Annotated in this window: 33 protein-coding genes; 24 read left to right on the top strand and 9 right to left on the bottom strand. The window is 42.1% G+C overall.

Annotated features, from left to right (window positions below; translation table 11 throughout):
• Nucleotides 1-42: 42 nt before the first annotated feature.
• A complete protein-coding gene (locus IUA53_RS08995) occupies nt 43-1,008 on the bottom strand; it encodes a glutathione S-transferase family protein (protein WP_196899258.1) in 966 nt (321 codons plus the stop codon).
• A gap of 266 nt (nt 1,009-1,274) precedes the next feature.
• Here IUA53_RS08995 and tcdA point away from each other — a divergent pair, with 266 nt between their 5' ends.
• Both tcdA and IUA53_RS08985 read left to right on the top strand, forming a co-directional pair.
• Nucleotides 1,275-2,051 carry a tRNA cyclic N6-threonylcarbamoyladenosine(37) synthase TcdA gene (gene tcdA, locus IUA53_RS08990; protein ID WP_044058870.1) on the top strand — a complete coding sequence of 259 codons (777 nt, stop codon included), beginning with the start codon at nt 1,275-1,277 and terminating at the stop codon, nt 2,049-2,051.
• 65 nt (nt 2,052-2,116) lie between these two features.
• A complete protein-coding gene (locus IUA53_RS08985) occupies nt 2,117-2,524 on the top strand; it encodes a hypothetical protein (RefSeq protein WP_044057047.1) in 408 nt (135 codons plus the stop codon).
• Nucleotides 2,525-2,621: 97 nt separating this feature from the next.
• Here IUA53_RS08985 and IUA53_RS08980 read toward each other — a convergent pair whose 3' ends face one another.
• A complete protein-coding gene (locus IUA53_RS08980; RefSeq protein ID WP_044447295.1) occupies nt 2,622-3,089 on the bottom strand; it encodes a DUF2919 family protein in 468 nt (155 codons plus the stop codon).
• Nucleotides 3,090-3,440: 351 nt separating this feature from the next.
• Here IUA53_RS08980 and IUA53_RS08975 point away from each other — a divergent pair, with 351 nt between their 5' ends.
• The 3 genes from IUA53_RS08975 to IUA53_RS08965 all read left to right on the top strand — a co-directional run bounded on the left by IUA53_RS08975 (nt 3,441) and on the right by IUA53_RS08965 (nt 5,855).
• Complete coding sequence (locus IUA53_RS08975) at nt 3,441-3,779, top strand: hypothetical protein (RefSeq protein ID WP_174380488.1); 339 nt, start codon at nt 3,441-3,443, stop codon at nt 3,777-3,779.
• Nucleotides 3,780-3,895: 116 nt separating this feature from the next.
• Nucleotides 3,896-4,393, top strand: a complete 498-nt coding sequence (locus IUA53_RS08970) for a hypothetical protein (RefSeq protein ID WP_121638463.1) — start codon at nt 3,896-3,898, stop codon at nt 4,391-4,393.
• Nucleotides 4,394-5,366: 973 nt separating this feature from the next.
• Nucleotides 5,367-5,855: a hypothetical protein gene (locus IUA53_RS08965; RefSeq protein ID WP_196899257.1), complete on the top strand. Its 489-nt coding sequence runs from the start codon at nt 5,367-5,369 to the stop codon at nt 5,853-5,855.
• An 847-nt stretch (nt 5,856-6,702) separates the two neighbouring features.
• Here the strand turns inward: IUA53_RS08965 and tnpC are convergent.
• The 3 genes from tnpC to tnpA form a co-directional block, all read right to left on the bottom strand.
• Nucleotides 6,703-8,205, bottom strand: a complete 1,503-nt coding sequence (gene tnpC / locus IUA53_RS08960) for an IS66 family transposase (protein WP_196898098.1) — start codon at nt 8,203-8,205, stop codon at nt 6,703-6,705.
• An 86-nt stretch (nt 8,206-8,291) separates the two neighbouring features.
• Entirely contained in the window at nt 8,292-8,642 is a 351-nt protein-coding gene (gene tnpB / locus IUA53_RS08955) for an IS66 family insertion sequence element accessory protein TnpB (protein ID WP_014979024.1), read from the bottom strand.
• Nucleotides 8,639-8,959: an IS66 family insertion sequence element accessory protein TnpA gene (gene tnpA, locus IUA53_RS08950; RefSeq protein ID WP_014979025.1), complete on the bottom strand. Its 321-nt coding sequence runs from the start codon at nt 8,957-8,959 to the stop codon at nt 8,639-8,641. Before tnpA ends, tnpB begins: the two co-directional genes overlap by 4 nt.
• A 193-nt stretch (nt 8,960-9,152) precedes the next feature.
• Between tnpA and IUA53_RS08945 the strand changes: the two genes are divergently transcribed.
• The 6 genes from IUA53_RS08945 (at nt 9,153) to IUA53_RS08920 (ending at nt 12,505) form a co-directional block, all read left to right on the top strand.
• Nucleotides 9,153-9,644, top strand: coding sequence for a hypothetical protein (locus IUA53_RS08945; protein ID WP_196899255.1), 492 nt, complete (start codon nt 9,153-9,155; stop codon nt 9,642-9,644).
• Nucleotides 9,645-9,779: 135 nt separating this feature from the next.
• A complete protein-coding gene (locus IUA53_RS08940) occupies nt 9,780-9,965 on the top strand; it encodes a hypothetical protein (protein WP_196899254.1) in 186 nt (61 codons plus the stop codon).
• A complete protein-coding gene (locus IUA53_RS08935) occupies nt 9,949-10,164 on the top strand; it encodes a hypothetical protein (RefSeq protein ID WP_196899252.1) in 216 nt (71 codons plus the stop codon). The genes IUA53_RS08940 and IUA53_RS08935 overlap by 17 nt, the downstream gene beginning before the upstream one ends.
• A gap of 547 nt (nt 10,165-10,711) precedes the next feature.
• Entirely contained in the window at nt 10,712-10,999 is a 288-nt protein-coding gene (locus tag IUA53_RS08930; RefSeq protein ID WP_196899250.1) for a lysozyme inhibitor LprI family protein, read from the top strand.
• A gap of 710 nt (nt 11,000-11,709) precedes the next feature.
• Nucleotides 11,710-12,006: a hypothetical protein gene (locus IUA53_RS08925; RefSeq protein ID WP_196899247.1), complete on the top strand. Its 297-nt coding sequence runs from the start codon at nt 11,710-11,712 to the stop codon at nt 12,004-12,006.
• Between the two features lie 124 nt (nt 12,007-12,130).
• The gene (locus IUA53_RS08920) at nt 12,131-12,505 is read left to right on the top strand and encodes a hypothetical protein (protein WP_196899245.1); all 375 of its coding nucleotides are present in this window, start codon (nt 12,131-12,133) and stop codon (nt 12,503-12,505) included.
• Between the two features lie 34 nt (nt 12,506-12,539).
• Here IUA53_RS08920 and IUA53_RS08915 read toward each other — a convergent pair whose 3' ends face one another.
• Nucleotides 12,540-13,490, bottom strand: coding sequence for an IS110 family transposase (locus IUA53_RS08915; RefSeq protein WP_196899243.1), 951 nt, complete (start codon nt 13,488-13,490; stop codon nt 12,540-12,542).
• A 414-nt stretch (nt 13,491-13,904) separates the two neighbouring features.
• Here IUA53_RS08915 and IUA53_RS08910 point away from each other — a divergent pair, with 414 nt between their 5' ends.
• The 12 genes from IUA53_RS08910 to IUA53_RS08855 all read left to right on the top strand — a co-directional run bounded on the left by IUA53_RS08910 (nt 13,905) and on the right by IUA53_RS08855 (nt 21,339).
• Nucleotides 13,905-14,138, top strand: a complete 234-nt coding sequence (locus IUA53_RS08910; protein WP_196899241.1) for a ribbon-helix-helix domain-containing protein — start codon at nt 13,905-13,907, stop codon at nt 14,136-14,138.
• Complete coding sequence (locus IUA53_RS08905) at nt 14,125-14,388, top strand: type II toxin-antitoxin system RelE family toxin (protein ID WP_044447293.1); 264 nt, start codon at nt 14,125-14,127, stop codon at nt 14,386-14,388. The genes IUA53_RS08910 and IUA53_RS08905 overlap by 14 nt, the downstream gene beginning before the upstream one ends.
• 116 nt (nt 14,389-14,504) lie before the next feature.
• Nucleotides 14,505-14,795 carry a hypothetical protein gene (locus IUA53_RS08900; protein WP_044447290.1) on the top strand — a complete coding sequence of 97 codons (291 nt, stop codon included), beginning with the start codon at nt 14,505-14,507 and terminating at the stop codon, nt 14,793-14,795.
• A 143-nt stretch (nt 14,796-14,938) separates the two neighbouring features.
• On the top strand, nt 14,939-15,553 hold the full coding sequence (locus IUA53_RS08895; protein WP_196899239.1) for an FMN-binding negative transcriptional regulator: 615 nt from the start codon (nt 14,939-14,941) through the stop codon (nt 15,551-15,553).
• 114 nt (nt 15,554-15,667) lie between these two features.
• The gene (locus IUA53_RS08890; RefSeq protein WP_044447285.1) at nt 15,668-16,102 is read left to right on the top strand and encodes a hypothetical protein; all 435 of its coding nucleotides are present in this window, start codon (nt 15,668-15,670) and stop codon (nt 16,100-16,102) included.
• 126 nt (nt 16,103-16,228) lie between these two features.
• Complete coding sequence (locus IUA53_RS08885) at nt 16,229-16,651, top strand: hypothetical protein (RefSeq protein WP_044447283.1); 423 nt, start codon at nt 16,229-16,231, stop codon at nt 16,649-16,651.
• A gap of 169 nt (nt 16,652-16,820) precedes the next feature.
• The gene (locus IUA53_RS08880) at nt 16,821-17,018 is read left to right on the top strand and encodes an addiction module protein (RefSeq protein WP_044447282.1); all 198 of its coding nucleotides are present in this window, start codon (nt 16,821-16,823) and stop codon (nt 17,016-17,018) included.
• A 98-nt stretch (nt 17,019-17,116) separates the two neighbouring features.
• Nucleotides 17,117-17,314, top strand: a complete 198-nt coding sequence (locus tag IUA53_RS20455; RefSeq protein WP_082052884.1) for a type II toxin-antitoxin system RelE/ParE family toxin — start codon at nt 17,117-17,119, stop codon at nt 17,312-17,314.
• A gap of 133 nt (nt 17,315-17,447) precedes the next feature.
• Nucleotides 17,448-18,359 (top strand): alpha/beta hydrolase, encoded by a 912-nt coding sequence (locus tag IUA53_RS08870; RefSeq protein WP_052806650.1) that lies wholly within the window; start codon nt 17,448-17,450, stop codon nt 18,357-18,359.
• A gap of 133 nt (nt 18,360-18,492) precedes the next feature.
• Nucleotides 18,493-18,849, top strand: a complete 357-nt coding sequence (locus IUA53_RS08865) for a DUF2750 domain-containing protein (protein WP_044447280.1) — start codon at nt 18,493-18,495, stop codon at nt 18,847-18,849.
• Nucleotides 18,850-19,457: 608 nt separating this feature from the next.
• Entirely contained in the window at nt 19,458-20,210 is a 753-nt protein-coding gene (locus IUA53_RS08860) for a hypothetical protein (RefSeq protein ID WP_044447277.1), read from the top strand.
• A 109-nt stretch (nt 20,211-20,319) separates the two neighbouring features.
• Nucleotides 20,320-21,339, top strand: a complete 1,020-nt coding sequence (locus IUA53_RS08855) for a serine hydrolase domain-containing protein (RefSeq protein ID WP_052806649.1) — start codon at nt 20,320-20,322, stop codon at nt 21,337-21,339.
• A 68-nt stretch (nt 21,340-21,407) separates the two neighbouring features.
• On the opposite strand, the gene IUA53_RS08850 is transcribed toward IUA53_RS08855, so the two are convergent.
• Complete coding sequence (locus IUA53_RS08850; RefSeq protein ID WP_196899237.1) at nt 21,408-23,030, bottom strand: esterase/lipase family protein; 1,623 nt, start codon at nt 23,028-23,030, stop codon at nt 21,408-21,410.
• A 182-nt stretch (nt 23,031-23,212) separates the two neighbouring features.
• Between IUA53_RS08850 and rimO the strand changes: the two genes are divergently transcribed.
• Nucleotides 23,213-24,640: a 30S ribosomal protein S12 methylthiotransferase RimO gene (gene rimO, locus IUA53_RS08845; RefSeq protein ID WP_196899235.1), complete on the top strand. Its 1,428-nt coding sequence runs from the start codon at nt 23,213-23,215 to the stop codon at nt 24,638-24,640.
• A 56-nt stretch (nt 24,641-24,696) separates the two neighbouring features.
• Here the strand turns inward: rimO and IUA53_RS08840 are convergent, their stop codons facing one another.
• The gene (locus tag IUA53_RS08840; protein WP_196899233.1) at nt 24,697-25,356 is read right to left on the bottom strand and encodes an SDR family oxidoreductase; all 660 of its coding nucleotides are present in this window, start codon (nt 25,354-25,356) and stop codon (nt 24,697-24,699) included.
• Between the two features lie 56 nt (nt 25,357-25,412).
• Complete coding sequence (kdsB, locus tag IUA53_RS08835) at nt 25,413-26,156, bottom strand: 3-deoxy-manno-octulosonate cytidylyltransferase (RefSeq protein WP_196899231.1); 744 nt, start codon at nt 26,154-26,156, stop codon at nt 25,413-25,415.
• Nucleotides 26,157-26,160 lie beyond the last annotated feature (4 nt).

The following is a 26,160-nucleotide window of genomic DNA, read 5'->3' as shown; positions in this document are numbered from 1 at the left end:
GTGTTTCAGGCCATTTATTCGTCAGTCAATAGGCTATTTAATTTAGCGGTTCGTGTACTTTTCTCTTCCGTGGTTTGACGTGAAGTTTAGCGTTGGCCCAATAGGGACTACCTGGGTTGGATTGATGGTGGTTTGGCTAACATAATAGTGCTGCTTTATATGCGTGAAATTCACGGTGTCTTTCACACCGGGAACTTGATATAGCTCACACATGTATGCATAGAGATTAGGGTAATCAACGATACGTTTAACGTTACATTTAAAGTGGCTGTAATACACAGCATCAAAGCGAATTAGTGTGGTAAATAATCGCCAGTCGGCCTCGGTTAGTGTATCACCTACCAAATACCTCGACTTACTCAGCATTTTTTCAACATTATCTAGCGTGGTAAACAATGAGGTTACCGCATCCTCATAGGCTTCTTGCGTAGTCGCAAACCCCGCTTTATATACCCCATTATTAACGTTGTGGTAAATCTCATGATTTATTTCATCTATTTGCGCACAAAGTTGCTCAGGGTAATAATCGTCTTCGTTGCCGGTTAAAGCATTAAACCGGTGGTTAAATATACGTATAATATCCGCCGATTCATTATTGACGATGGTTTTGGTGTGCTTATCCCATAGAACAGGCACGGTAACGCGTGTAGTAATATCGTCTTTTTCGAGAGTATATACTTGATGTAAATAATCATAACCATAGAGTTTATCGCCAGTGCTACCTGGGTAAGGTTCAAATTTCCACCCTGCTTCTAGCATATGAGGATGTACTACCGATACGTCTATGTGATTTTCCAACCCTTTTAGCTTTCTAAATATCAAGGCTCTGTGTGCCCATGGACAAGCTAAAGAAACATACAGATGATAGCGATTGGATTCGGGCAAATAACGAGAGTTCCCCTCCCCTATGCTGTGCCTAAATTTCGAGGCTTGCCTTTCGAATTTTCCACCATTTTCTTTGGTGTTGTACCATTTATCTACCCAGTTACCGTCAACAAGTAATCCCATTGCTTTGCCTCTGTGAATAATGATGTATTAGGTTACGGTATTGCATCATATTTAGACTTGTTAGTAAGGCGACATTAATGGGACAGGCTATTCGACTTATTCGAATTTTATAGGCATGAATAACCGTAAGTTTAAACTGAACGGATGCAAATAAAATGAATGTATAAGTACCAATGGCGCTTGCATTCTGATGTGTTTTTGCGATCATGCGCGCCAGATTTTAAAACCCCTTTTTGATGCAATAGGTAGCGCGAGTGAGTATTGATGTGTCGAATGACCCCAAATTTGGCGGCATAGTAAGACTGTATGGCCTAGACGGTGCCAATGCGCTGGCGAATAGCCATGTGTGCATTGCGGGTATTGGCGGTGTGGGTAGCTGGTGCGCTGAATCGCTGGCGCGTTCTGGCGTGGGTGAGCTAACGCTCATCGATTTAGATGACGTGTGCGTAACCAATACGAATAGACAAATTCACGCGTTAGCTAGCACTGTAGGTCAACCCAAAGTAGAAGCGATTGCGCAACGAATAGCAACCATCAATGAAAAATGCAAAGTTAATTGCGTTGAAGACTTTGTTCTACCTGAAAATGTACGTGAGTTACTTACTACAGATATGGATGGCGTTATTGACGCCACAGATAGTATTAGTGCAAAAGCAGCCATGATAGCCCATTGCAAACGCAACAAAATTCCTATTGTAACGGTAGGCGGAGCTGGCGGTCAGATTGACCCTACCCAAGTAACGAAAGGTGACCTTGCCAAAACAATACAAGACCCACTTGCCGCAAAGCTTCGCAGTGAACTAAGAAGAAACTATAACTTCTCTAAAAACCCCAAGCGCCGATTCGGTGTAGAATGTATATACTCTACCGAGCAGCTTCGCTACCCACAACCAGACGGTAGCGTTTGTTTCAATAAGTCTGCCATGGAAGGAGGCACCCGTTTAGATTGTGCTGGAGGATTCGGTGCAGTTGTAACAGTAACAGCCACATTTGGCCTGTTCGCAGCCGCCAGTATTATTAATCGGCTGACTGGTCAAAAATAAACAATTACGGTAACGTAACGGATACCCAAGACATCGGTAATAGACGGTGCCACCAAGGAGCTACGATGACGCCTAAAGAACTAGAAGAATTAATGAGCGATTGCGCTGAAAATGCAGTGAAAACGGCGAAAGATGAATTTGACGTAACACTGGATTTTTCAAAACAGAGCATTGCAAATGTGGATGATTTGCTGCTGAGTTTTATAGATAAATACCACGATCAAGCATTGGAAAACGAAGCCGTATTCACACTTTGTAATATATTTGGTGCTTATACTGGTGAAACGATGCGCAGATTTGTAGATAACAGTCAGTGGATTTACGATCAATCTAACCCCAATGCGCCCTATGTGCTTTTAGGTGTAGGCGAAAACACTTACGCCTTTGCTGGCATATGTTACGAACGACTAGTAAACAACAGTGAAACAAGCGTTCAGGAATATTTCACTAAAGCCTTAGCTAATCACCAATAGGTGGAGAGGGTCAGCGGGCTTTACACAACATAGTGTAAAGCCTGTGAATGCCGCTTTGTAAGTATATTTTTTATCGCTTGGAGCCCCAACTCGTACGTTATTTCCCTTTCTGCCAATCTTCTACCATCCAACGTAAATGACGACTTTGAGATACAACATATAAGCTAGCGATTGACACTAATAGTCTTATACCCTGAAACAATTCAAACTGCCATTTAACTAAGGCTTCATGATATAAGACTACGCAAAATGCACAGCTTATTCCCAGTAGCATAAGAGGTAACAGTGCCCGTGGCCAGCCAGTAAGGTTGCGCTTCCATAATCGCTCGCGCTGGCTTAACAATAATAAACTTACCACTATAGGTAAGCTTGCCAGTAGTGCGATACCCAAACTATTCGCTTGGGGGTAAAAAAGAAATAACAAAGTGTCGGTTTGAGAGGGTGACGCCAGTGAAAATATAAAAATAACCCAATCTAAGCAAAAGAATGCCAACAGCAAATACAGCCATTTTGGCGGCAAAATACGACCCGACTCATCGTAGTACTTCAAGGGTAATTTGAGCATTTAATTTTCAAAAATTGTGAGGGTATTGCTCCTACATATTGGGGCAAATTTACTAACTTAAAGACCCGGCTGTTACGGTATCTACTCCCCCCTATTTGACAATAAACCCGCGCTAAACGTGTTAAATATTTCTATACACACTCAAAAATTAGTAAATATTCGTGGATAGAAAAATAAAAAGGACAAATTCCGTACTTTAATACCGCGTATTCAGATACAAAGTGCAGGATATTGATGTAGATGACAATACGTGCGAAAGTGAGTAGATGATTAAGGTTATATACGGATTTTTTCCACGTTGCATAAAGGATTTTTTCCGTACATTAAATTGTTATAAGCCAGTGTAAGCCCATGGAAATAATCATTTTTACAATTGGCGCTGCCATCTATTTGGTTGCCATAAACTTGCTAGTTAAAGGTCACAAAATGTTAAACCTTCGCTTCGGTTGGCCAAGACCAGCAGGGTTAACTAACAACGCAATTTGCTATCTCATTTTTGCTGTATTTATCGGCGTGGTTATTCCGTTTGCCTTCTTTTTCCCATTATGGCTCAATACACTCGCGCCCGTACTTCAGCCAACTCAAACAAACAGGGCCATTCTAATATTAATCGGTGGTTTTGTTCTTTCCGTTGCAATGTGGTTAAACTATAAAAAGACTAAGCAAGGCAGTTTTAACAATGGCTTATAACAAACAAATTATGTCACTCGCTGCCGCTCGCTGGGACGCAAACACGTGCGCGGCTTCGCCATTATTGCACACGTGTTTGCGCCCCATATTTGGAAGTTATATGCCAAGGATAAAATTTGCGCATTAATTTTCCAAAGTTGAAACCGAATAAGTGGTCACTGACTAATTTAGCTGTGGTGTTAATTTTAGCTACTGTTTTTTATTATTTGGGTAAATTCACAGTTGTAAACTCGCTTCTATTAGGTTTATGTTGTGTTTTATTAGCGGTTACTCTTTTAGTTTTAATGCGTTGGAAAGCTTATATTAATTTCTTAAAACAAGTCGGTGAAGACATTGATCGTGATAGTTTTTATGGCAGTGAACATACGGTATCGATGGTTCCATTTAAAAAGTTACAAATAGCGGTTCATGCTCGTATGGGGGATTCGGCTTTATTAATCAAAAAGGCAAATTGCTACATTGCAATCAACTTCGAGGATATTGACTCTTTTGAACCCACAGAATATTTTGGACAGCCTGTTGCAAAAGTTATTTTAGCTGCACACAAGGACTTAGTATATCCACTGTATGTGCCTTGGTCTGAAGAAATGGCACAACATAAAATTTTTGAATAAAGCATATAACAAGCCAATCAAGGTGGACGCGTAACGCTAGGCTCGCGCTCATTCTTCGCTATTTTAGCCTAGCATTACTTGCCACTTATTGGGGCGTTAGAAGGCGTCAGCCTTAACTGCGTTTGATTTAATACAAACAACAGTTCAACCGCCCTCACCTGCTGTTTCAAAAATCGCTCTGGCTTTTGGTGGTTTTAACTTCGCTGCATTTACTTCAAAGGTCACGCAATAGGCGCTTTATCGACTAGTTCTTATTTTAAATCAGCAAGCGCCATTGCGTTTGTCAGCTCAAATGGCAGCTTGCCTCAGTCAAATCAAAAACATCACCGCGCTTTCGTTTTACTTGTTTGTGTTAATAATCAATCGTATGCTGGCTTTATTAGTTTTTAAAAATGCCAAGGGAACAGGCTCTGCTTCTAACAAAGCGCTCAAGTTCACTCCCTTCGGTCGCTGGGACGCTAACACGCGGGCTGACTCACTTCGTTCGGATTTTAGCCCACGCGCTAGCGCCCCTTAGCTTAAAGTTATAAGGCGTCAGCCTAAACTGCGTTTGGCTTTATAAAAATCCCAGTTCAACGTACCTAACCTGCTGTTTCAAAAATCGCTCTGGCTTTTGGTGGTTTTAACTTCGCTGCATTAACTTCATAGGTTGCGCAATAGGCGCTTTATCGACTAGTTCTTATTTTGAGTCAGCAAGCGCCATTGCCTTTGTCAGCTCAAATGGCAGCTAGCTTCAGTCAAATCAATACCATCACTGCGCTGCCGTTTTACTTGTTTGTATTAATAATCAATCGTATGCTGGCTTTATTAGTTTTTAAAAATGCCGAGGGAACAGGCTCTTCTTCTAACAAAGCGCTCAAGTTCACTCCCTTCGGTCGCTGGGACGCTAACACGCGGGCTGACTCACTTCGTTCGGATTTTAGCCCACGCGCTAGCGCCCCTTAGCTTAAAGTTATAGGGAGTGATAGGTTTGGTGAAAATTGTTGATCTAAATGACAAATGGGCTGTTCTTATTGGCAGGTTATTTATTGCATTTGGCTCGATTGAAAGAACAACTCATAACTGCCTAATAGATTGGCTAAAAGATCCCACTTATGCTCATATAAGTAAGATGCGATTCTCACAACGTGTTGACGTAATCATTGATCTTTTAGGTACATTAGAATTTGTTGAGCAGAACAAAGCAGATTTAATTCAAGGGTTGAAGAAAGCTAAGAAATTAGCAGAAAAACGAAATATAGTTGCTCACAATCCATTAATGCTAGATTTGTTTGATGGTGACTTTAAAGAGATTATTATTTCAAATACAAAAGATGGAGTAACTATTACTTTTGAAGAATTACAACAAATAACTCAATCTGCGGAAAGTCTTTCAACAGAGCTAATTAATACTTGTACAAAAATAAAGTTAGAGGGCTGGGAAGGTCTCCCTATAACAAGCCAATTAAGAAGGGACTGCTAATAGTTTGCTCGGTTCCACTTCGTTTCACATTTTAGCAAACTATCAACAGCCCCTTATTGGGGTGTTATGTTCTTTAATTGGATTTAGTAGGTTGAATAAAAGCAGAAAATTTAAACTTTGGTTAGTAGCTTTGATTGTCTGTATTGTTGGCTTTCAGTTTTCTGAACCAAGCATGACTTTTTATACTAACCCGTTCTATATCGGCGGCATCGTTTTTGCTGTTGCAATATTGATAAATACGCTTAATTACTTCTGTCCACAGTGTAAAAGAAATCAAGTTGTACTTTCGTTAAAGCGGTTTAAGCTACCCAATAATACATGCCACAATTGTGGTTACACATTCGGTAAAAACGGTATTGAGTAACTTCAGTGACTTAGAACATAACAAGTCAATTAACGCACTCACTACGTTCGCTGGGACGCATACACGCAGGGCGGCTTCGCCATTATGCCCTACGTGCCTGCGCCCGTTATTGAAAAGTTAGAAGGCGTCAGCCTAAACTGCGTTTGGCTTTATAAAAATTCCAGTTCAACTACCCTCACCTGTTGTTTCAATCATCGCCAAAGCATTGGTAGTTTTAATGTCTCCGCGCTTACTTAAAAGGTTGCGCAATAGGCGCTTTATCGGCTAGCTCTTATTTTCAGTTAGCAAGCGCCATTGCACTTGGTAATTCATAGGGCGGTTCGCTTCAGTCAAATCACCTACGTCACTACGCTGACGTTTTACTTGTTTGTGTTAATAATCAATCGTATGCTGGCTTTATTATTTTTTAAAAAAGCCAATGGAACAGGCTCTGCTTCTAACAAACGCATTAACACTCGCTGCGTGCGCGTCCGGTAATCCCACCTAACGCTTAGCAAATTGCCATGGTAGAAGTTGCTCGATATCGACGTCGGGCTTGCTGAGTTCATCAAGGCAAGTCATCACATACTCGAACACATTGAGGTCGTTAGCTTTAGCGGTTTCGATGATGCTGTAGAGCACTGCGCTGGCGTTTGCGCCCGTGGCGGTTTGACTAAATAGCCAGTTTTTTCTGCCTATGACGAACGGTTTAATCGCGCGCTCAGCGCGATTATTATCGATACTTAGTTGGCCGTCTAGTGTATAACGCTCGAGCTTTTCCCATTGGTTCAAGCAGTATTGTATCGCTTCACCTAATTTGGTTTTAGGTAGTACTTGCTGGACTGATTTCGTTAGCCATGTGTAAAACTGATTGAGTAACGGCAGGCTTTTTTCTTGTCTTGTGCTGTAGCGCACTTCTACCGCTTTATCTTTTAGCTGGGTTTCTATGCGGTAGAGCTTTTGGATGTGATTGAGCGCCCAATCTGCTTTGCCACTGCCTTTCTTTCCTGCACCTTTTTTGGCTTCCATAAACTTACGGCGTGCATGTGCCCAACAACCAATGAGTGTGGCTTGCGTTTGCTCATAGCCTTGATAGCCATCTACTTGCAGGTAGCCGTTATAGCCATCAAGGAAGTCTACTGCGCATTGCCCAGCGCGACTATTGTGATAATCGTACAACACGATATTGGATGTCGCTGTATCGGGGATATTACCGCTAGGTGAATCAGCGCCACTGGCGTACAACCACATATAGCTGTTCGCTTTTTCAGACTCAACCACTTTTAGCGTGGTTTCATCCGCCGCGATAACAGGTTGCTTTAACAGGTGTTGATGAAGCTGCTCATAAAGCGGTTTAAATAACTCAGCGCAGCGGATTATCCAATCAGCCATGGTTTTACGGCTTAGCTCGATACCATGCTGTTTAAACATTGCTTCTTGTCGATAAAGCGGTAGCCCATACTGATATTTGCTGGTAATGATTTGACTTAACAAGCTTGGCGTTGCATATCCTTTGGGGATAACACTGTGAGGCACTGGCGCTTGCTTCACCTTATTGCTGATGCCGTCTTTTTCACAAGTACGGCACGCATATTTAGGACGAACATGCTCAATCACTTTTACCTGAGCGGGGATAAACTGAAGCTTCTCTGACTTATCTTCACCAATGCGATGTAATTCGCCCGCACAACAGCCACAGATTTTTTCTTCGTCGCTAATATCGTGAACGATAACTTCACGAGGCAGGTCTTTAGGCAGCGGTTTACGTGTCGCCTTTTTGCGGGTGTAGCTCATCGTTTCTTCGGCGGTTTCAGATTCAACGACCAGTTCTTCCGCTTCATTAAACAACTCACCTTGCCCAGGGTGGCCTTCAGTACTTTTACCGAACTGCTTGTGCTGGGCAATACGAAACTGTTCTTCGAGATATAGATAGCGAGACATAACCTGCGACAACATCTTTTTCAGTGTCGCGGGGTCGTCGGGTAAGTTTTCGATATCAATATTCATGACCTTATTATCATGCAATAAGATACTGATTACCCGACATTATTAAGACAATTTTGCGATCGTTAATCGCTACTTATGATCACAGGTTATAAGCCGGATGCAGTGTAATTTAAGGGCTGATGGCCAATCACATCAAAGCCGGATAATAACCATTGCAACTGCTGCTCACTCACATGCATCTGCTGTAAATTCTCATCGACAGGCCATTTAAACCGATGCTTCTCAAGTCGTTTGTACCAGAGTGCGAACCCCGTTTTATCCCAATAGAGTATTTTTAGCTTATCGCGCTTTTTATTGCAGAAGACGAACAATGCATCACGGAACGGGTTGAGATTCATATCCTGCTCAACCACGACAAGTAAGCCGTTAATTGATTTACGGAAGTCGACGATTTCCATGTATAAATAAATGTCGGCAGGCTCAACGAACATCTTCATTCGGCCAATACCTTCATCACGGCGGCAACCCAATGAGGGTTAGTAGTGGTTGGCACGGTAAGTTCTGCGTTTCCCAATTTCAGGAGGAGGTCGCCACCCATTTCCTCAGTGTATGACTCAACTTTAGTGACTTCACGCTTAACCTGAACGAACTTACTATTTGTTCGCTGTAGCCTGATATCACGACGCCTAGTGTAGTATGTTTGAACATTAATCTGTTGCTGGCGACAAAACGCCACCGCAGTGAGTCCGCTTTGTTTTTGTTGGTCAAATAAATTGAGCCAGTCTTGCACGTCTCTTCGTTGATGTTGCTGCATGGTCATTCTCCTTTGCAAAGAGAGCACCATGCCGGAGCTAACTTATGAATTGAATGTGGGGATTACCGGACGGACACCTCGCTGCGCTCGCCAGGGACAAAAACACGTAGGCTCCCCTCGCTTCGCTCGGTATTATAGCCTACGTATTTTTGCCCGTTATGCGGGCGTTATACGACATGGTTAACTCAACCTTATGAACCAGCTTTCTAAGTTTCTTACAATTGTAGTAAGTACTCTTAGCTTAATCAGTTTTTGCCAACAGGTCTTTGATATAGGTTTGTCAGGCGTATTTGCCAACGTAGTTGAGTATTATCGCTTTGTCATCAACGAGGTTCTTGGAATATTTAGAATTACACTTCCACAATCCTTATTAGATTTATGGACGCTGTCTTTTCTTGGAGCTGCTGCATATGTCAAAAGCGATAATATAGAGGGTAGCCGCTTATTGCGTGACGTAGATACGAGAAAGTTTATTCGTCATTGGAAAATAATTTACTTTTTCTGTCTAGGAATCTCATTTATTGGGCTAGGTATTTTGTTGACGATTATTTATCCATTAACATATGTAGATGAATTGCAGTCTGAGCCTGCAAATTTAATTAGGTCTTCAGCAAGAAATGTGATTTTTATAGTACTTGGTTTATTTGTGTTTTTTGTATTAAATGCATACGCGCCATCCCTGTGAATGCCGTATAACAAACACATTAAGCCGCTCGCAGGCTCGCTGGGACAGTAACACGTGGGCTCTGTCGCTTCGCTCGGATTTTAGCCCTCGCGTTACTGCCCCTTATGTGGGTGTTAGCGTTCAAAGGAGAATTAAATGGAATTAAAAGACTTCGTTAAAGAATCATTGGTCCAAATTAGCAAGGGAATTGAAGAAGCAAATGCTGAGCTTGTAGACTCAGAAGCTATGATAAACCCTGTTTATGTCAAGATGCATACGGATAATGCTCAAGCTTACGGTAGAACAAAGTCTCGAGATCCGAAGCATGACTTACAAACCTGACTCACGAATAGTTCAAAAAGTAGATTTTGATGTAGCAGTTGTTGTTGAGTCAGGGCAGCAAGGCTCTGCTGAAGCAAAGCTTTCAATAGCTTCAATTGGTATAGGCGGTGGTGGAAAAACAGAATCGTCTAACAAGTCAGAGTCTCGAATAAAGTTTTCAATACCCGTTGTTTTACCCGGCTGCATAAATGAACGCTAACAAAACGCTGTTGGCACTCCCTTCGGTCGCTGGGACGCTAACACATGGGCTGGCTCGCTTCGCTCGGATTTTAGCCCACGTGCTAGCGCCCCAAAGCTTAGCGTTAGAAGGCGGCAGCCTAAACTGCATTTTGCTTTATAAAGATATCAGTTCAACCGCCCTCACCTACTGCTTCAAAAATCGCTACGGCTTTAGGTGGTTTTAACTTCGCTGCATCAAATTCAAAGGTCGCGCAATAGGCGCTTTATCGCCAAGTTATTAATTCAGTTTAGCAAGCGCCATTGCACTTGGTAGCTCAAATGGCAGCTTACTTCTGACAAATCACCTACATCACTGCATTGGCATTTTGCTTGTTTGTGTTAATAATCAGTCGTATGCTGACTTTATTAGTTTTTAATTAGGCCAAAGGAACAGGCTCTGCTTCTAACAAAGCGCTCAAGTTCACTCCCTTCGGTCGCTGGGACGCCTATACGCGGGGGCGGCTTCGCCATTATGCCCCACGTATCTGCGCCCCTTAGCTTAAAGTTATATTTACCAAGGAAGTCCAGTGTTTATTGCCAGAATTAGTTTCTTAATAACTATATTATTTAGTCTAAATGTTTATTCTGAAGAAACGGCGTCATGTCTTGAAACAGCAATGAGTCAACGAGATATGAATCAATGTGCAGGTATTGATTACAAAAAAGCTGAGTCTGAACTGCACCGAGTAATTAAAGAGGTTCAAAGGCTATATAAAGGGGAAACTAAATTTCTTACTAACCTAGAGAAATCGCAACAAAACTGGGAAATCCAACTTGAGCTAGATCTGAATTTGAAAATATCCAAAGGCAGATGAACCCATGTATTACGGGAGTGTTTTTCCTATGTGTTACTCTGGTTATAAAATGAGACTCACACTTCAACGTATTGCCTTTTTGAAAGAGTGGTTAAGGGTAGTACAGAGGGCGAAGTTTGTTCTGGTTCAGTAATGCATGAATATTATTTAAAGAATGGCAAAGGGTAAATATAACAAGCTGTTCAAGCGGGACAAAATTTAGTTGGCTGTTTTCGTTCCTCAACATTTTAGCCAACTAAATTTTGCCCCTTAACAGGGCGTTAGGTGTCACTAATTTGAAGTTTCTTCCATATATTTATTTCGGTGTAGCATTCTATTGTGTGACGTACTGGATTATTTGGTTTGCTCCATTTACTGCAAGCATAATTGGTACGGATGGATCATGGTATTTCGGACTTGGGATACTTTCATTATGGATTTTACCATTCCTAATTTTGGGCTGGTTTTTTTCCTCTGTCAGGTCGATTGTTATTGCGAAGTTAGGAAGCATGAAATCTTATGTATCGCTTTGTCTCATTGTTTGCTTTTTTTCGTGGGGTGCTTTTTTAATGGCGAACTTGTATATTCATGGTCCGTGAGCACCTAACAACTCAATAAACTCACTCACTTCGTTCGCTGGGACGCATACACGCAGGGCGGCTTCGCAATTATGCCCTACGTGCCTGCGCCCGTTATTGAAAAGTTATACGTACTTTTAGGATTTACTCTCAATGGAAGACGAAGCAATTAAAGTCCAGCGGACTAAAGTATTAATCAAAGTAGCTATGGCAACCGTGATTCTTATAGAAGCAATGACTTTCCAAAAAACTAACACACTAAACTTTGGCTCTATCGCTATGACATTAGGTATCTTATGTTTATTACGCGGATTGTTGCTATCACCTTATATGTTAAGCAGACCAGTAAGGATTTGGTTTAAACAAAATGTTGGCTTCACCACTGATAGTCGTAAATATTTTCTTCTTTCTTTTATACTTTTAGTGGTTGGTTCAGTAAGGTACGTATAACAAAAAAATTAAGCTCGCCCGCTGCGCGGGCTGGGACGCAAACATATGGGCTGCTCACTTCGTTCGGATTTTAGCCCACATGCCTGCGCCCCTTATTCAAAAGTTATAACTCAAGGACGGTTCGGTGAAATATAAAAACTTCAAGCCATTGGTTCACCATTTTACCCACTCGTTTGTGGGAGGTTGTAACTATCTTGATGATAAATTTATCTTTGAAGATCTTTTCGAGTTGGCTGGAAAACGTAAAGGAAGAAAAGTCGTCGTTCAGTGGCTACCCTACACTGAACAGCAAGATCCTGAACTCTCAGACCGAGTAAAACGCTCCATAGGCTTTTATTTAGATTGGTTGCCTAAAATGGCTTCAAGCTTGGGCGTAGATATAGAAAAACTTACTGATTACCGTACAGAAGTATATGTGACTCTTCTTAGAAGTATTTGCGTTAAGGCAATTGCTCACGATGATCGTGGTAACGAGTATTCATACATCATCAGGAATTGAGTTATAACAAACGACTATGGTGTCAACTCAAACATTAAGCCGCTTTTTCTTCCCACATTACACCATCTCTAACCATTGAGTTTAATATGACAACCATCTTCCTAACACAGGCAATGATGGCGACTTTTTTCGGCTTACCTGCGGCTACCAGCCTCTCATAAGTGGCTTTAAATTTAGCGTTGCATTGCATCGCTGACATCATTGCCATAAACAAAACGGTTCTAACTTGGTGTCGGCCACCTTGAGTAACTTGCTTACCTTTGTAGCGACCGCTTTCCTTGTTCATTGGTGCGACGCCAACAAGGGCGGCCACTTGTTTACTATTCATCATACCAAGCTCTGGTAAATAACTGATGAGAGCCGCAGCTGACACCTTTCCGATCCCTGGCATACTTTGAACCAGTTCACTTTTTGCTTGGTATTCTGGACAGCTTTCAATTAAATCAGCTAATTCGTCGTCCATCTTTTGAATTTGCTTTTTCAAAACTGTTAATATTGCCTTTATGCTTGATTGAACAGTTTTCGGCATGATTTGAAGGCGGTTTTTCTCACGGGTCTGCATCTCTAAAAGCTGATTTCTGCGGGCTACAGTGTCAGCCATCTTCTGAATGTTCTCGGGCTTTAGTGTCGACAAGGCAGGTTGAATTACCTCACTAAAATTCGCTATCAACGCCGCATCAAGTTTATCCGTTTTAGCTTTACGGCCAATGGCGCCAGCAAAGCGTTTAACATGAATAGGATTTACGACACTAAAAGGTAATGCTGCTTTCGCACAAGCACTCACAAAGGCAATTTCATAGCGCCCTGTTGCCTCAATGACTATACGCTCAACGGTCAATTTCCTGAGCCTCTTTATCGCCTCCCCTATGCCTTTCTTATCGTTACTCACTTTGAGGTATTCGCCCAAAGGCCGAATGTGTATATCGAGAAAATCTTTACCTACATCTACACCCACGTTTAAGTTTTGCACTACTAATTTATTCATAATAAGCTAACTCTGGTTTGCTAAATGCGAGCTCGAGGCCCAGTCGACTATTCGAGTATGTTGCTTGGAGCACTGTGTGGCGTTCATGTTTGTTATCGGTCTCTCAATTGAGGAGCCTTCGCTTAATCGAACTACCACGCAGCCAACTTTGGTTGCAGCCAAAGTCTGGGCCTCACTTTACCCATCTTTGAAAAGGAAATGTGGTGAATTTAGGGAATAATTATCCATACAAAACGCTCAAGCAACTCCCTTCGGTTGCTGGGACGCTAACATGTGGGCTGACTCACTTCGTTCGGATTTTAGCCCACATGCTAGCGCCCCTTAGCTTAAAGTTAGGTCCTCTTGAGTAAAAATTAGCCCAACTGACATTTTAACGCTATAATGTTTTAATGTTACTTAAATGGAGGCTTATTCATGAGTACTTTATCAAAACGATCAACTGTCTACTTCGAACCAGCAATTCATAATGCTTTGAAACTGCGGGCAGCATCATCAGATACCTCAATATCAGAACTGATTGATGAAGCAGTAAGACTCCTTATGAAAGAAGATCAAGATGATTTGGCTGCGGTAAGACAAAGGGCCAAAGAGCCCGAAATCTCCTATGAGGACTTGCTAAACACTTTGGAAGCTGATGGAAAAATATAGCGTCACTTTCAAGAAGTCAGTAGCAAAAGATTTTAGGGCAATTCCCAAGTCGGACGTTAAAAAGATCCTCGCCAAAATTGACTTATTAGCTGAAAACCCGCGAAGGGATGGAGCAATTAAACTTAGTGGACTCGACTTGTATCGTATCCGGCAAGGTCTTTATAGAATAATTTATGAAATCCGAGAAAACGAGCTTGTAGTACAGGTGATAAAAATCGGGCATCGCTCCGATGTTTATAAACGTACCTAACAACCCAATCAACACTCTCACTTCGTTCGCTGGGACGCATACACGCGGGGCGGCTTCGCCATTATGCCCCACGTGCCTGCGCCCGTTATTGGAAAGTTATACGCAAAAGGAAATCTGTGAATAAAAAGGAATTTATTGGGCTTGTTGTATTAATTTGCTTACTCAATTTCGTACTTCAAATTTGGTATGCAGGTAATGCTGGCGATTTCATCGCAAATTATCTTGGCTACCCAGTAAGTGTTTTCATCATTCCTATTTTCATATCACAATTGCTTCCTTGTGTTACGCTTTTAGCTAGTTCAAAGCCGCTGGCGTCAAAACAAAAATTGCTCTTGTTTGGTATTCCTTGTTCTGTTTCGGTATGTTTAGTTTTTGGCTTTTACTTAGTAATGCAATATGGCGGTTAAATTTGGCAATTGCGTATAACAAAAAAATCAAGTCACTCACTGCGTTCGCTGGGACGCATACACGCGGGGCGGCTTCGCCATTATGCCCCACATGCCTGCGCCCCTTATTTAAAAGTTAGCTGCCATTAGCATTAAGGACTTGAATGTACACCCCAAAAAACATGGAAATGCCAGATATTCATTCAATTAGTGCGTTTATATCGGAGTTTGGTTTTGGTACGTTAATCACTCAAGATTTAGAGGCAACGCGCCTTCCTCTAATTTTTGATACCTCAGAAAATGAAAGTGGCTGCATAATTGGGCACATGGCTCGAGCTAACCCACAATGGAAAGATTTATCTAGAAAGAAAGTATCTGTTCTATTTAATGGGCCGCATTCATATATTTCTCCTACTTGGTATTCTTCAAAACCAGCGGTCCCAACATGGAACTACGCGTCAGTGCATTGTTTTGGAATATTTCATGAACTGGATGCAACTGAAACGCTAAGGGCAATAAACTCATTAGTTCATAAGTACGAGCCTGAGATATTAGATAGCTCAGAATTCATGCCGCAAGAATATATTCAAAGATTATTAAAGGCAGTGGTTGGATTCAAAGTAGTTGTAACCGAAATTCACGGAAAAGAAAAACTGGGTCAGCACAAGAAAAGCGAAGATCAAGTTGGCGTTTATAAAGCATTACTTGGTAGCCAAAACAACGATTCAGTTCAGCTCGCAAATTATATGAAACAGCGGGGAGTAGGCCATGGCAGCTAACAATACGCTGTTGCCGCTCACTTCGTTCGCTGGGACGCATACACGCGGGGCGGCTTCGCCATTATGCCCCACGTGCCTGCTCCCGTTATTGGAAAGTTATATTGCAGGAGTAACATGGAAAGTCAGCTCGTAGTTTCATCAATATGGGAAGATGAATCTTTATTTGAAATCTCTATATTCGGTAGTAATGGGCAGTTCTCTGGTCAAGCAGATTGCTATACAAATAGAGAGGAGATTGATCATCTGGGAAAGCTTCTTGAGAAATTTCCTCGAAACACAAAAGATGAGTTCGAGTTCAAAAGCCGTTCCCCCCCCGATCTTTCATATTTCTCCATTCATGCTTTCTGTATAGACAATTCTGGACATACAATGTTTGCTGTTACTATTGCTCACATCGAATCTTTCACAAATGTCAGAAACGAAAACTATAAAGTTAACTTTGATATGAAAGTCGAGCCTCAAGCAATTTGTAACTTTGGGATGCAGCTTCAGCGCCTAGCGGTTAACCCTCTTGGTAAAACAAAGGCTGTATTGAAAAATGCAATATAACAAAAAAATTAAGTACGCCCGCTGCGCGGGCTGGGACGCAAACATGTGGGCTGACTCACTTCGTTCGGATTTTAGCCCACATGTCTGCGCCCCTTATTTAAAAAGTTATGTGGCAAGGAGGGGACATTGCATTTACAGGATGTTTTAGAAATTTACAGGCAATTTCTGCTACTAAACTTCGTCACTATGAATGGCGTTTTATCTGAAGACTTATTGGCAGATTGGCTACAGGCAAATTGGGAAATAATTGTCGAATCAAAACTCCAAGAAGCTAACCTTATTCCTGGCTTATTGGATGTTTATGGCGATGGCGCTGATTGTAATGGTTCAAGCTCTAGAGTATCGCTGCCTAAAATGTCTCCGTCGTGTGCTGTTCATGTGCAAAAGGGATATGTTCTTCATTCATTTGGTACACTGCAAAACGACTTTTTTATTCAATCGCCACCTTTCGATTATGTGAAAGGTGAAAACTCAAAGGCAGAAATCATCGTCAAATTAAACGATGCTCAATTTGAGATCGGTAAAACATATGACAGTATTGCCACATAACAAGCAAATTATGTCGCTCGCTGGGACGCAAACATGCAGGCGGCTTCGCCATTATCGCCCCACATGCCTGCGCCCGTTATTGGAAAGGTAGCTGCTTCAATGAAAACGAAATGCCTTTTGTCTAATAAACAATTATACTTGTAGCACTAGATATATTAGGAGACCTGCTATGAAAATAGAGAACCTCTCAGCTATAGAAAAAGTTGAACTCGCCCAGAGGATTTGGGACTCAGTAGCTGCTGAACAAGATTCTATTGAATTATCAAAAGAGCAAGCTCAGCTTCTTAACGATAGAATAAAGTCCTTCGAAGCTGACCAAGACTTTGGTTCAAGTTGGAGCGATGTTAAGAGCAGAATCACTGGCTAATGAAATTTATTTTATCTATCAGGCCGGAAGCAGAAGAAGATATCAAAGAGGCATATTCTTAATATCGACAATGCCAAACTGGGCTAGGAAATGATTTTATTGCCTCTGTAGAATCAGCATTGATTAACATCATAGAAAACCCAGAGATTTACCAGAAAGTGTACCGGGATTTTCGCTGCGTACTCATCGGGCACTTTCCATTTGGTGTTTTTTACAAAATGTATGGCAATAAAGTTCTGGTATTTGCTGTTATGCATACAAGCAGAGCTCCAAGAACGTGGCAAAAACGCAGCTAACAAAACGCTGTTGGCACTCCCTTCGGTCGCTGGGACGCCTATACGCGGGGCGGCTTCGCCATTATGCCCCACATGCCTGCGCCCGTTATTGGAAAATTAGGGCCAATTAATTTTAATCTCAAGGAAAGAGTCAATGAAAATATTGAAAATTACAATCTTATCTTTTTTAACTATCGTAGCCTTTCTTGTAGTCTTTGGTTACTTATATCTTTATGTTTTACCTAAAGGACCTGAGTTAACTACTCCTAAACCACTCGAAATCGGCAAGGGTAACTTCGTAATGTCTTCCTATAAGCATACAGAAAGAAAAAGCATCCGTGTTTGGACATATAAACCGGATTCTTGGGAGCCTGATAATACTGTACTTTTTGTTATGCATGGTATGGCACGAAATGCTGAAAACTACCTTGATGCTTGGGTTGATATTGCCGAAAGGAAAAACATCTTACTTATAGCTCCAGAGTTTGAGAATGAATTCTATCGAGTAACAACAAATGATTATCAAGAAGGAAATCTACAAACTTTCTTTGGTGTAAAGAATCCAGAAAGCGAATGGTCTTATACTGTCATAGAGAACATATTCGATTACATTAATGAAAATAATGACTTTTCACTTGATGGTTATAGTATGTTTGGCCATTCTGCGGGTGGGCAGTTCGTTCATAGAATGGTGCTTTTAGGCTCTACTAATCGAATCAAAAAAGCAATTGCTGCCAACGCTGGGTTCTACACTTTTACAGATGTTTCTACTGACTATCCTTATGGGCTGCAAAATATTAATGCTCCACTAGAAAAATCGTTTTCCACCGACTTAACAGTTTTACTTGGAGAGTTGGACAAAAGTGCAGAACTAGGCAAGCTTAGGCAAACTAAAAATGCGATGGTCCAAGGTGGTCATCGACTTGAACGAGGCACTAATTTTTTTAATTTTGCTCAAGAAGTGTCAAATCGTAAAAAGCTTGAATTTAACTGGCGGCTCCAAGTGGTGCCAAATGTTGGTCATAACTATAAAGAAATGTCTGAAGCCGCTTCAGAGCTACTTTAGATATTAAACGAAGCCCTAACAAGCGCATCAATTCAGACGGTACAATTTGTCCGACTTTTTGCAAAAAGAAACGACGCAAAAAGGCGTCCAATTAATTTCCCCGCGTCTTAGGCGGGCGTTAGGAGACAAGGAAATGTCAGCAGGCGTGGCACAAGCAAACAAATTTTACGAAGAAGTCGCAGCGACTCAAATAGTTTGGTTTGGTTGCCTCCCAAACGAAATACTCTTAGAGTTTGATGTTAGTGACAACAAAGTATCTTTGCCCCTATGGTCTTCCAAATCTAGAATCGAGAGGCTTAAAAAACTGAATCCTGAACTGCTCGGAGACGTAGAAGCACAAAGTGTTAGCTGGGCACAATTTAAGGAGCACTTCTTACCTATCCTACAGGATGATGAGAAAGTAGTTGGGATAAACCTTTCAGGGAAAAACCTGACCGGCATAGACATTCCAGCATCAATACTAGTTACGCAAGTAGAGGCATTTGGGTAATGTCTCCTAACAAAAAAATCAAGTTCGCTCACTTCGTTCACTGGGACGCATACACGCGGGGCGGCTTCAGCAGTCTTCTAAACTCGCTCACTTGCCCCACACATTCTATAACATCTGGCATTTCGCACAGAGTTGTTTTATCTTAAATTCAATAATTTTAACAAGCTAGCAAAGCTAAATAGCTATCCTATTAAAGTAAATTTTGATTCAAGAACTGAGTATTTTAACACTGAAAAAGAATTCATAACCCATTACTCTAAAATCGTTACCGCGGAAATGATGGCTAGAGTTAAGCGTCAAAAATTCTCCGAGCTATTTGTTAATTCGTATGGAATGCATATAGGCTACGGTGACATCTGGTTTGCTGGTCGTTGTGTAGGCAAAACGCCGGGCAAAGAGTGTGACAAAGTTACAATTTCTGTCACTGCTTACAACGTAAATCACGTAAAAAGTAAATAGGTAAAACTAACCATCCAAGCAGGGCTTTTAGTTTGCTAGAGTCCGCTACGCTTTACATGCTAACCAAACAATTAAAAGGCTCTTAATGGCGCGTTAATCGCCAACTTGGCATACTTTACCTCTATAGAACTAATAGGAATCATCTAGACATGGAGTCAACCATAATTAGCAATAATCCAGTTGAAAGCAGATATGCGGACAGTAAATTTTTTGGTCTATTTGCACTCTTTATTACTTTCATAGTATTTGGTGGCTTTGCACTAAATTGGCTATCTAATCCGAGTAATCTAGGTAGAGTGACCTTATGGACTGGATTGCATGGTGGTTTCAGTGCTGCGTGGTATTTACTACTTCTTACTCAAATAAAACTAGCAAGCAAAGGCAGCTATTCAACGCACAAAATTTTCGGAAAACTGAGCGTTTTTCTAGTGCTTGGAATCTTACTAACTGGGTCAATAATGGCGTATGAGTTTTACCATCGCTTGGCAGGCTTTGGCGTCTTTAACCCAGAAGATGCACAGGCCCGATTACGTGCTGGTAGTTTTCTAGGCGGCGCTTTTCTTCAGTGGCTTATTTTCTTAGTACTTTATGGTTTAGGTATTCTAAATATAAAAAATCCGGCTCACCACAAACGATTTATGATCGCTGCAGCAATTCAAATGATGCCAGAGGGCTTGAACCGTGTTATACACTTGCTTTCAATACCAGGCTATTCCATGTTTCTTTTCATGTTTTCAGTCTACCTAATTCTTATGTTCTATGACTGGAAAGTACACGGCCGTTTATATGCCAGCACGGCGTTATCGTTTGTTTTATTTTGCCTATTAGTACTTACTATGCACACTATTTTCAAATGGCAAGCATGGGGTGACTGGTCAGTAAAAATGATCAGTAGTATTTAGTTATGGCGCATAGCAACCCGTCCACTTCCCCAACAATGCAGTTACTCCATTCGAATTTTAGCCACATGGTAGCGCCTCTTAGCTTAACCTTATCATTCGAGGGAAGTGTATGAAGTTATACCTAGAGTTTTTATGTTTATTTTTGTTGTGTTTATCACCACAGCTCTTTGCTAATAGCAGTGGGGCAAATAGAAATCTAACTGAGATACACAAATACATTGATGAAACTGGATTCAATGGGGCAGTCTTAGTTAGCAAAAATGACAAACTCATCATTGAAGAGTATTTTGGCTACGCGGATTTCCAAAAGACCACAAAACTAACGCGTAAACACCTGTTTAGCCCTGGTTCGGTCGGTAAGGAGTTTACTACTGTTGGCATTATGCTACTTGAAGAGCAAGGTCGATTATCTTACGAAGACAAGATCTCAACATTCTTAACTGATCTGCCTGAATGGGCGAAGAACATAACCATCCACCACATTCTCAGCCACACATCGGGTTTACCTAAGATAAAATGGAAAAAAGGAATTTTAACCACCGATGCGATAACGCAACTATTAAACAGTGAAGGTTTATTTGAGCCAGGCAGCGGGTACCGATACTCAAATTTGAATGTTGTTGCCCGAGCATTGGTAATAGAAGCAGTAACAAACCAGACATTTTCAGCTTTTATGCAAAACAACCTATTCGAGCCAGCGCAAATGAGGGGCTCTTATCAACAATTGTCAGCGAAAGACGCGTCTCCTGAAAAGGTTGACGGTGATTACCCAACGTTTCTGAATGGCGTAACTGTGTATGTTACACCGATAGATTTAATGAAATTTGAAATTGCGCTAACATCAAATGTATTAATCCCGTTTTCACGGGTTCAAGCTAAACTGGACGGTGATGAATTATCCGGTCAAAGTGAACGCGCTCTCTATGATTTCGGTTCGTTTTCTAAAGACAGTAGGGATACTTTGCTTAGCTGGCAGCATGATGGCTCAAATCCGTCTCATCACACATTGAAATTTCACGATTTCGAACAAGATTTGGTCATCCTTATTATGTCTAGCGACGGGAATAAATCGACCTTGTATCAAATAAAAGAGAAACTAGTGGCGCGTCTATCTGCATACGGGGTTTGAATGTGACAACACGCTTAAGTCTCTCCCTTAGGAGACACTATTCGTAACATAATGGGTAGCACGCTGCTTCATAGATGTTCAAGAATAAATGCTACCGCTTCAGGAGACTTAAACGAATTATGTTTGGATACCACAATGAGTCGTTCTAAAGCGTCTGGTATATCAGCACTGTCGTAGGTAACAACGCCATCACTGAGTAACAAACACACCTCGCGGGTGTCACATTCTGTTTCTTTGCGTGAACCAATAACAGAGTATGCCCTACCCTTTATTTTCTTTTTATATAACGCGGTCATTAGCGGGTGGCCAGGCTTTAGCATATCAATACTTTTAAATTTGGCATCTTTTATAAACGGTTGCATATCGGGTTGTACAATATCTAAACCTAAGGTTTCCAGCACGTCAGAAAATAGGTGTTTTAAGTTATCCGGAATTGATACTAGTGAAGAACCAATGTAACCCAGCGCCGATGTCGCTAGCGCTGAACCTTTGTGCGGTGTATCTAAATAAAACACGGTACTTGATTCAAACACAGGGTCGAAGAAGAACAAATCGTGAATGTCTTTTTCGTGCTGTTGAGAAATGATGCTTGGAGGTGCCACAAATGTGGTTTTCCAGAAATCATCGTTAGATTGCGTACTCAGCAATTTAGTGATAATACCGCCCATACTATGCCCAATAAACACTGCCTCTTGGGTAATCAAAGGGTTATCGATGTCATCAATCAGGCTGTGCAATTCACGTCTAATCTTCATGGCATTGTAAAAAGGAGGCTGTCCAGAGGGGTAAAGTACATGCCATATTTGATAGCGCTCATTCAACCACTCATCGTTAAGTACTGCCATGGTGAGGTAACGCCATACTAGAGGATCCGAGTTAAGTCCATGTACCATAATTAACGGCATCTTATGGTGTGAAAGCTCGCCAATAACATATATGCCACGACGCTGTTCAGCGAGTTTTGATCCCACAAACCCTTTCCAACTTAAGGCGTCTATGTTTGCATCGTTGAGTAAAGCGAGGTACGCGGCACCCGGAGAATACCTGGCGAGATAGGCATTGTTCCCAACGCGCACAGTAGTGCGCTTATCAATGGGTTTTGCATCTAAAGAAACAAAGGCTTCGCCATTGACTATTTTCACTCCCTCAAATATTAAGGTATAAGCCCGATAAACACCTTCTTGCGGGTAGTAATGCTTTGGTGCCTGAAGTGAGGCTGCGTCTTTCACCACGATGGCCACCCCGTACTCGCCAATGATTTCAGGTTGTAGAGCTGGTTCTTTTGCCCGCATTAACGAAGCAAACTGGATTGGTACCGTTAAATTAATACTGGTATGTAAATGCGCTTTATCTTCTTTTTTAGCGATTTTAAGCGTAATCAATCGTTTAAGCGCATCGCGATTACGCTTTAAGGCAAACTGTCTTTTCGCCTTGCTTACATCAGTCCGCCCAAGAAGCGCTTGAGAACAAAGCAAACTATTTATCACACCCTGGGTACTTTGGGTTGGAGTGGAAAGGCACTGGGAATAAAGCGCGACTGTGCTTTTATCTGTATAGTCAGTAATATAAACGGGTTTGCGCACCAGGGCTAAGTCGAGTGAAGGCGGTTCTGGTTTATAATAGGTCGAGCCACAACCTGCTAGCCAGCATAGAGTAATAAACCCTAATACCAGAAAAAAATCACGCCGCATTAAATCGCTACCAATGGAGATGAAACCGATGAGGCCTTGATTATGCGCAATGTTTGTTCAATTTACTACTCGTACCTGTCATCTAAATGTACAATTAAATTAAGTTATTTACTGCGGATAATAACGACTTCCGGTATAATCCGCGGCCATTTTCAGCGCAGTCACTTACTTGGTAATGTTTAATGTCAGTAGAAACTTTCGACCCTAAAAAAGCCGTCAATAAAACCACGACACTGGAAACCCCAGTAAAAGTGCTTAATGAGACTAAGCCAAGCACAAGTACCGCGGGTAACAGAATTGGATTTGTAAGCCTCGGTTGCCCCAAAAACCTCGTTGACTCTGAGCGAATCCTTACGCAGCTGCGTACCGAAGGCTACGATGTAGTGCCTACGTATAACGATGCTGATCTCGTTATCGTTAACACATGTGGGTTTATAGATGCGGCTGTAGAAGAGTCGTTAGACACCATAGGTGAAGCGCTAAAAGAAAATGGCAAAGTCATTGTAACCGGGTGTTTAGGTGTAAAAGAAGATGAAATTCGAGAATTACACCCTAACGTATTGGCCATTACAGGCCCTCATGCCTATGAAACAGTGGTAGAGCAAGTTCATGATCATCTCCCACAGCCTCAGCATAACCCGTTTGAAGATTTGATCCCCGACCATGGTGTAAAACTCACACCTCGTCACTACGCGTATTTAAAGATTTCCGAAGGGTGTAATCATCGTTGTACATTTTGCATAATACCTTCTATGCGAGGCGACTTGGTTAGCCGTCCTGTTGGCAACGTATTAGACGAGGCTAAACGCCTTAAAGACGCTGGGGTAAAAGAACTTTTAGTTATCTCTCAAGACACGAGTGCCTATGGTGTAGATGTTAAACACCGTACGGGCTTTTGGGACGGCATGCCGGTGAAAACCCACATGCAACAGCTGTGTGAAAAGTTAGGTGAAATGGGTATTTGGGTTCGCCTTCATTATGTTTACCCCTACCCCCACGTTGACGCCTTAATTGAATTGATGAATGAAGGCAAGATACTCCCTTACTTAGACATTCCTTTTCAGCATGCCAACAAACGTATTTTGAGATTGATGAAACGCCCAGGCAGTGCGGAACGTGTTTTAGAACGCGTTAAGAAATGGCGTGAACAATGCCCTTCTTTGGTTATTCGCTCTACCTTTATTGTTGGCTTTCCTGGCGAAACCGAAGAAGAGTTTGAGGAGCTTCTCGACTTTTTACGCGAAGCACAGCTTGACCGCGTGGGAGCCTTTGCCTATTCGCCGGTGGAAGGCGCAAGAGCTAATGACCTACCGGATCCCGTGCCAGAAGACATTAAGCGAGCCCGATTAGCCCGATTTATGGAAGTACAAGGTGAAATAAGTGCTCAGCGTTTGCAAGACAGAATTGGCAACGAGTATCAAGTTGTTATCGACAGTGTGGACAGTGAAGGTGCGGTAGGACGAACGTATGCCGATGCGCCAGAGGTTGACGGTCTGGTACACTTAAATGGTGTGTATGATGTCAAACCCGGTGATCGTGTATGGGCAGAAGTTATTCATGCCAACGAACACGACGTGTGGGCCGTGTTGTCAGAAGATCAGGACGATTAGCCACTCTTACTTTGGCTAATCAAACCTTTGCAGCGCCGTGATACTTACGGCGCTTGTTACCAAGGTATTTTGTCGCCGTTAGCATGGAAAAACTGCCCGGTATTATTTAACGCAAGTTCAGCTATTCTCTCGTACAGTTGACCCGCTGCCGTATCAGCATCTATATCGCCGTTACCGTTCACCATTTCTGTTTGTACAAAACCGGGATGAAACAAACCCACCGCAATCCCTTTAGGCTTTAAATCTTGAGCGAGAGACACGCCTGCGGCATTCAGCGCAGCTTTGGACATACGATAACCGTAATATCCCCCTGAACTGTTGTCTTCCATGGAACCCATGCGGCTCGTTATAAGCGCAATCTTACCGTCGGAAGAAAGCGAAGGCAGTAAAGCCTGTGTGACTAGCAATGGGCCAAGCGCGTTAACCCTGAATTGATAATCAATAGTGTGGGGGTCCCAATCGCCTAAACCCTCTTTGCCCAATACGCCGGCATTGTTAATTAACAAATCGATAGAGACATTGGCTAAAGGCGCAAGCGCGTCAGGTAAAAATTCTGGCTTTGAAACATCCACGCCTTTCACAACCGTGGCACCCGATACGTTTAAGTCGTCACAACTATTTCGGCATGTTGCATAAACATGATGCCCTTGTGAAACGTAGTGTTTAACCAGCGCTAAGCCTATACCTCTATTTCCACCTGTGATGACCACGTTCATAAAGACCTCCTTTTACTTGAAAACAAACACTGGAAGCGGCCCTTTTAAATCAAGGCTTACCCTTTCAACAAACGGGCGAGATCGTCCGGCGTATCCACCCCCACAGGTGGCGGCGCTTTCGCAACATCGCAATGGATTTTATCGCCGTACCACAGTGCCCGTAGTTGCTCTAGTGATTCAATATGCTCTAATGCGCTTGGGGCATAACTTACGTAACGTTGCACATAATTAGCCCGGTACGCATAAATGCCTATATGGCGAAAATACAATGTTGGATCAGCATCACTTGGGTTAGCCATCATACGATTGCGTTCAAATGGAATAGCCGCACGGGAAAAGTAAATCGCTTCGTTATGTGTATTGACTAACACTTTCACCACATTAGGATTAAGAACGTCTTCTGCGTTTGAAATAGGCGTTGAAAGTGTGGCCATTTCACATTGCTTTGCTACCGCCAAGTTTGACGCAACTTGCTGAATATTCTGCGCGGGTATAAAAGGCTCATCGCCTTGCACGTTCACCACAATACTGTCACCGCTGATGTGTTCTTTTTCTAATACTTCAGCAATTCGCTCGGTGCCGGATTGATGGGTGCTTGCCGTCATGCATACAGTGGCAAATGAACGCGCCACCTCTTGAATGCGAGCATCGTCCGTGGCAACAATAACCTTACTGGCCCCCGCTTCATGGGCTCTGTCTACCACGTGCTGTATCATAGGTTTACCTTGAATATCTGCCAAAGGTTTACCTGGAAAACGTGTGGAGCCGTAACGTGCAGGAATGACAACTGTAAAAAACATATGC

It is taken from the genome of Alteromonas sp. B31-7 (assembly GCF_015767655.1).
GTDB classification, from domain to species: domain Bacteria; phylum Pseudomonadota; class Gammaproteobacteria; order Enterobacterales; family Alteromonadaceae; genus Alteromonas; species Alteromonas australica.
Note: the sequence above shows the minus strand (reverse complement) of the source record. Positions and strands in the feature narration are given on the sequence as shown.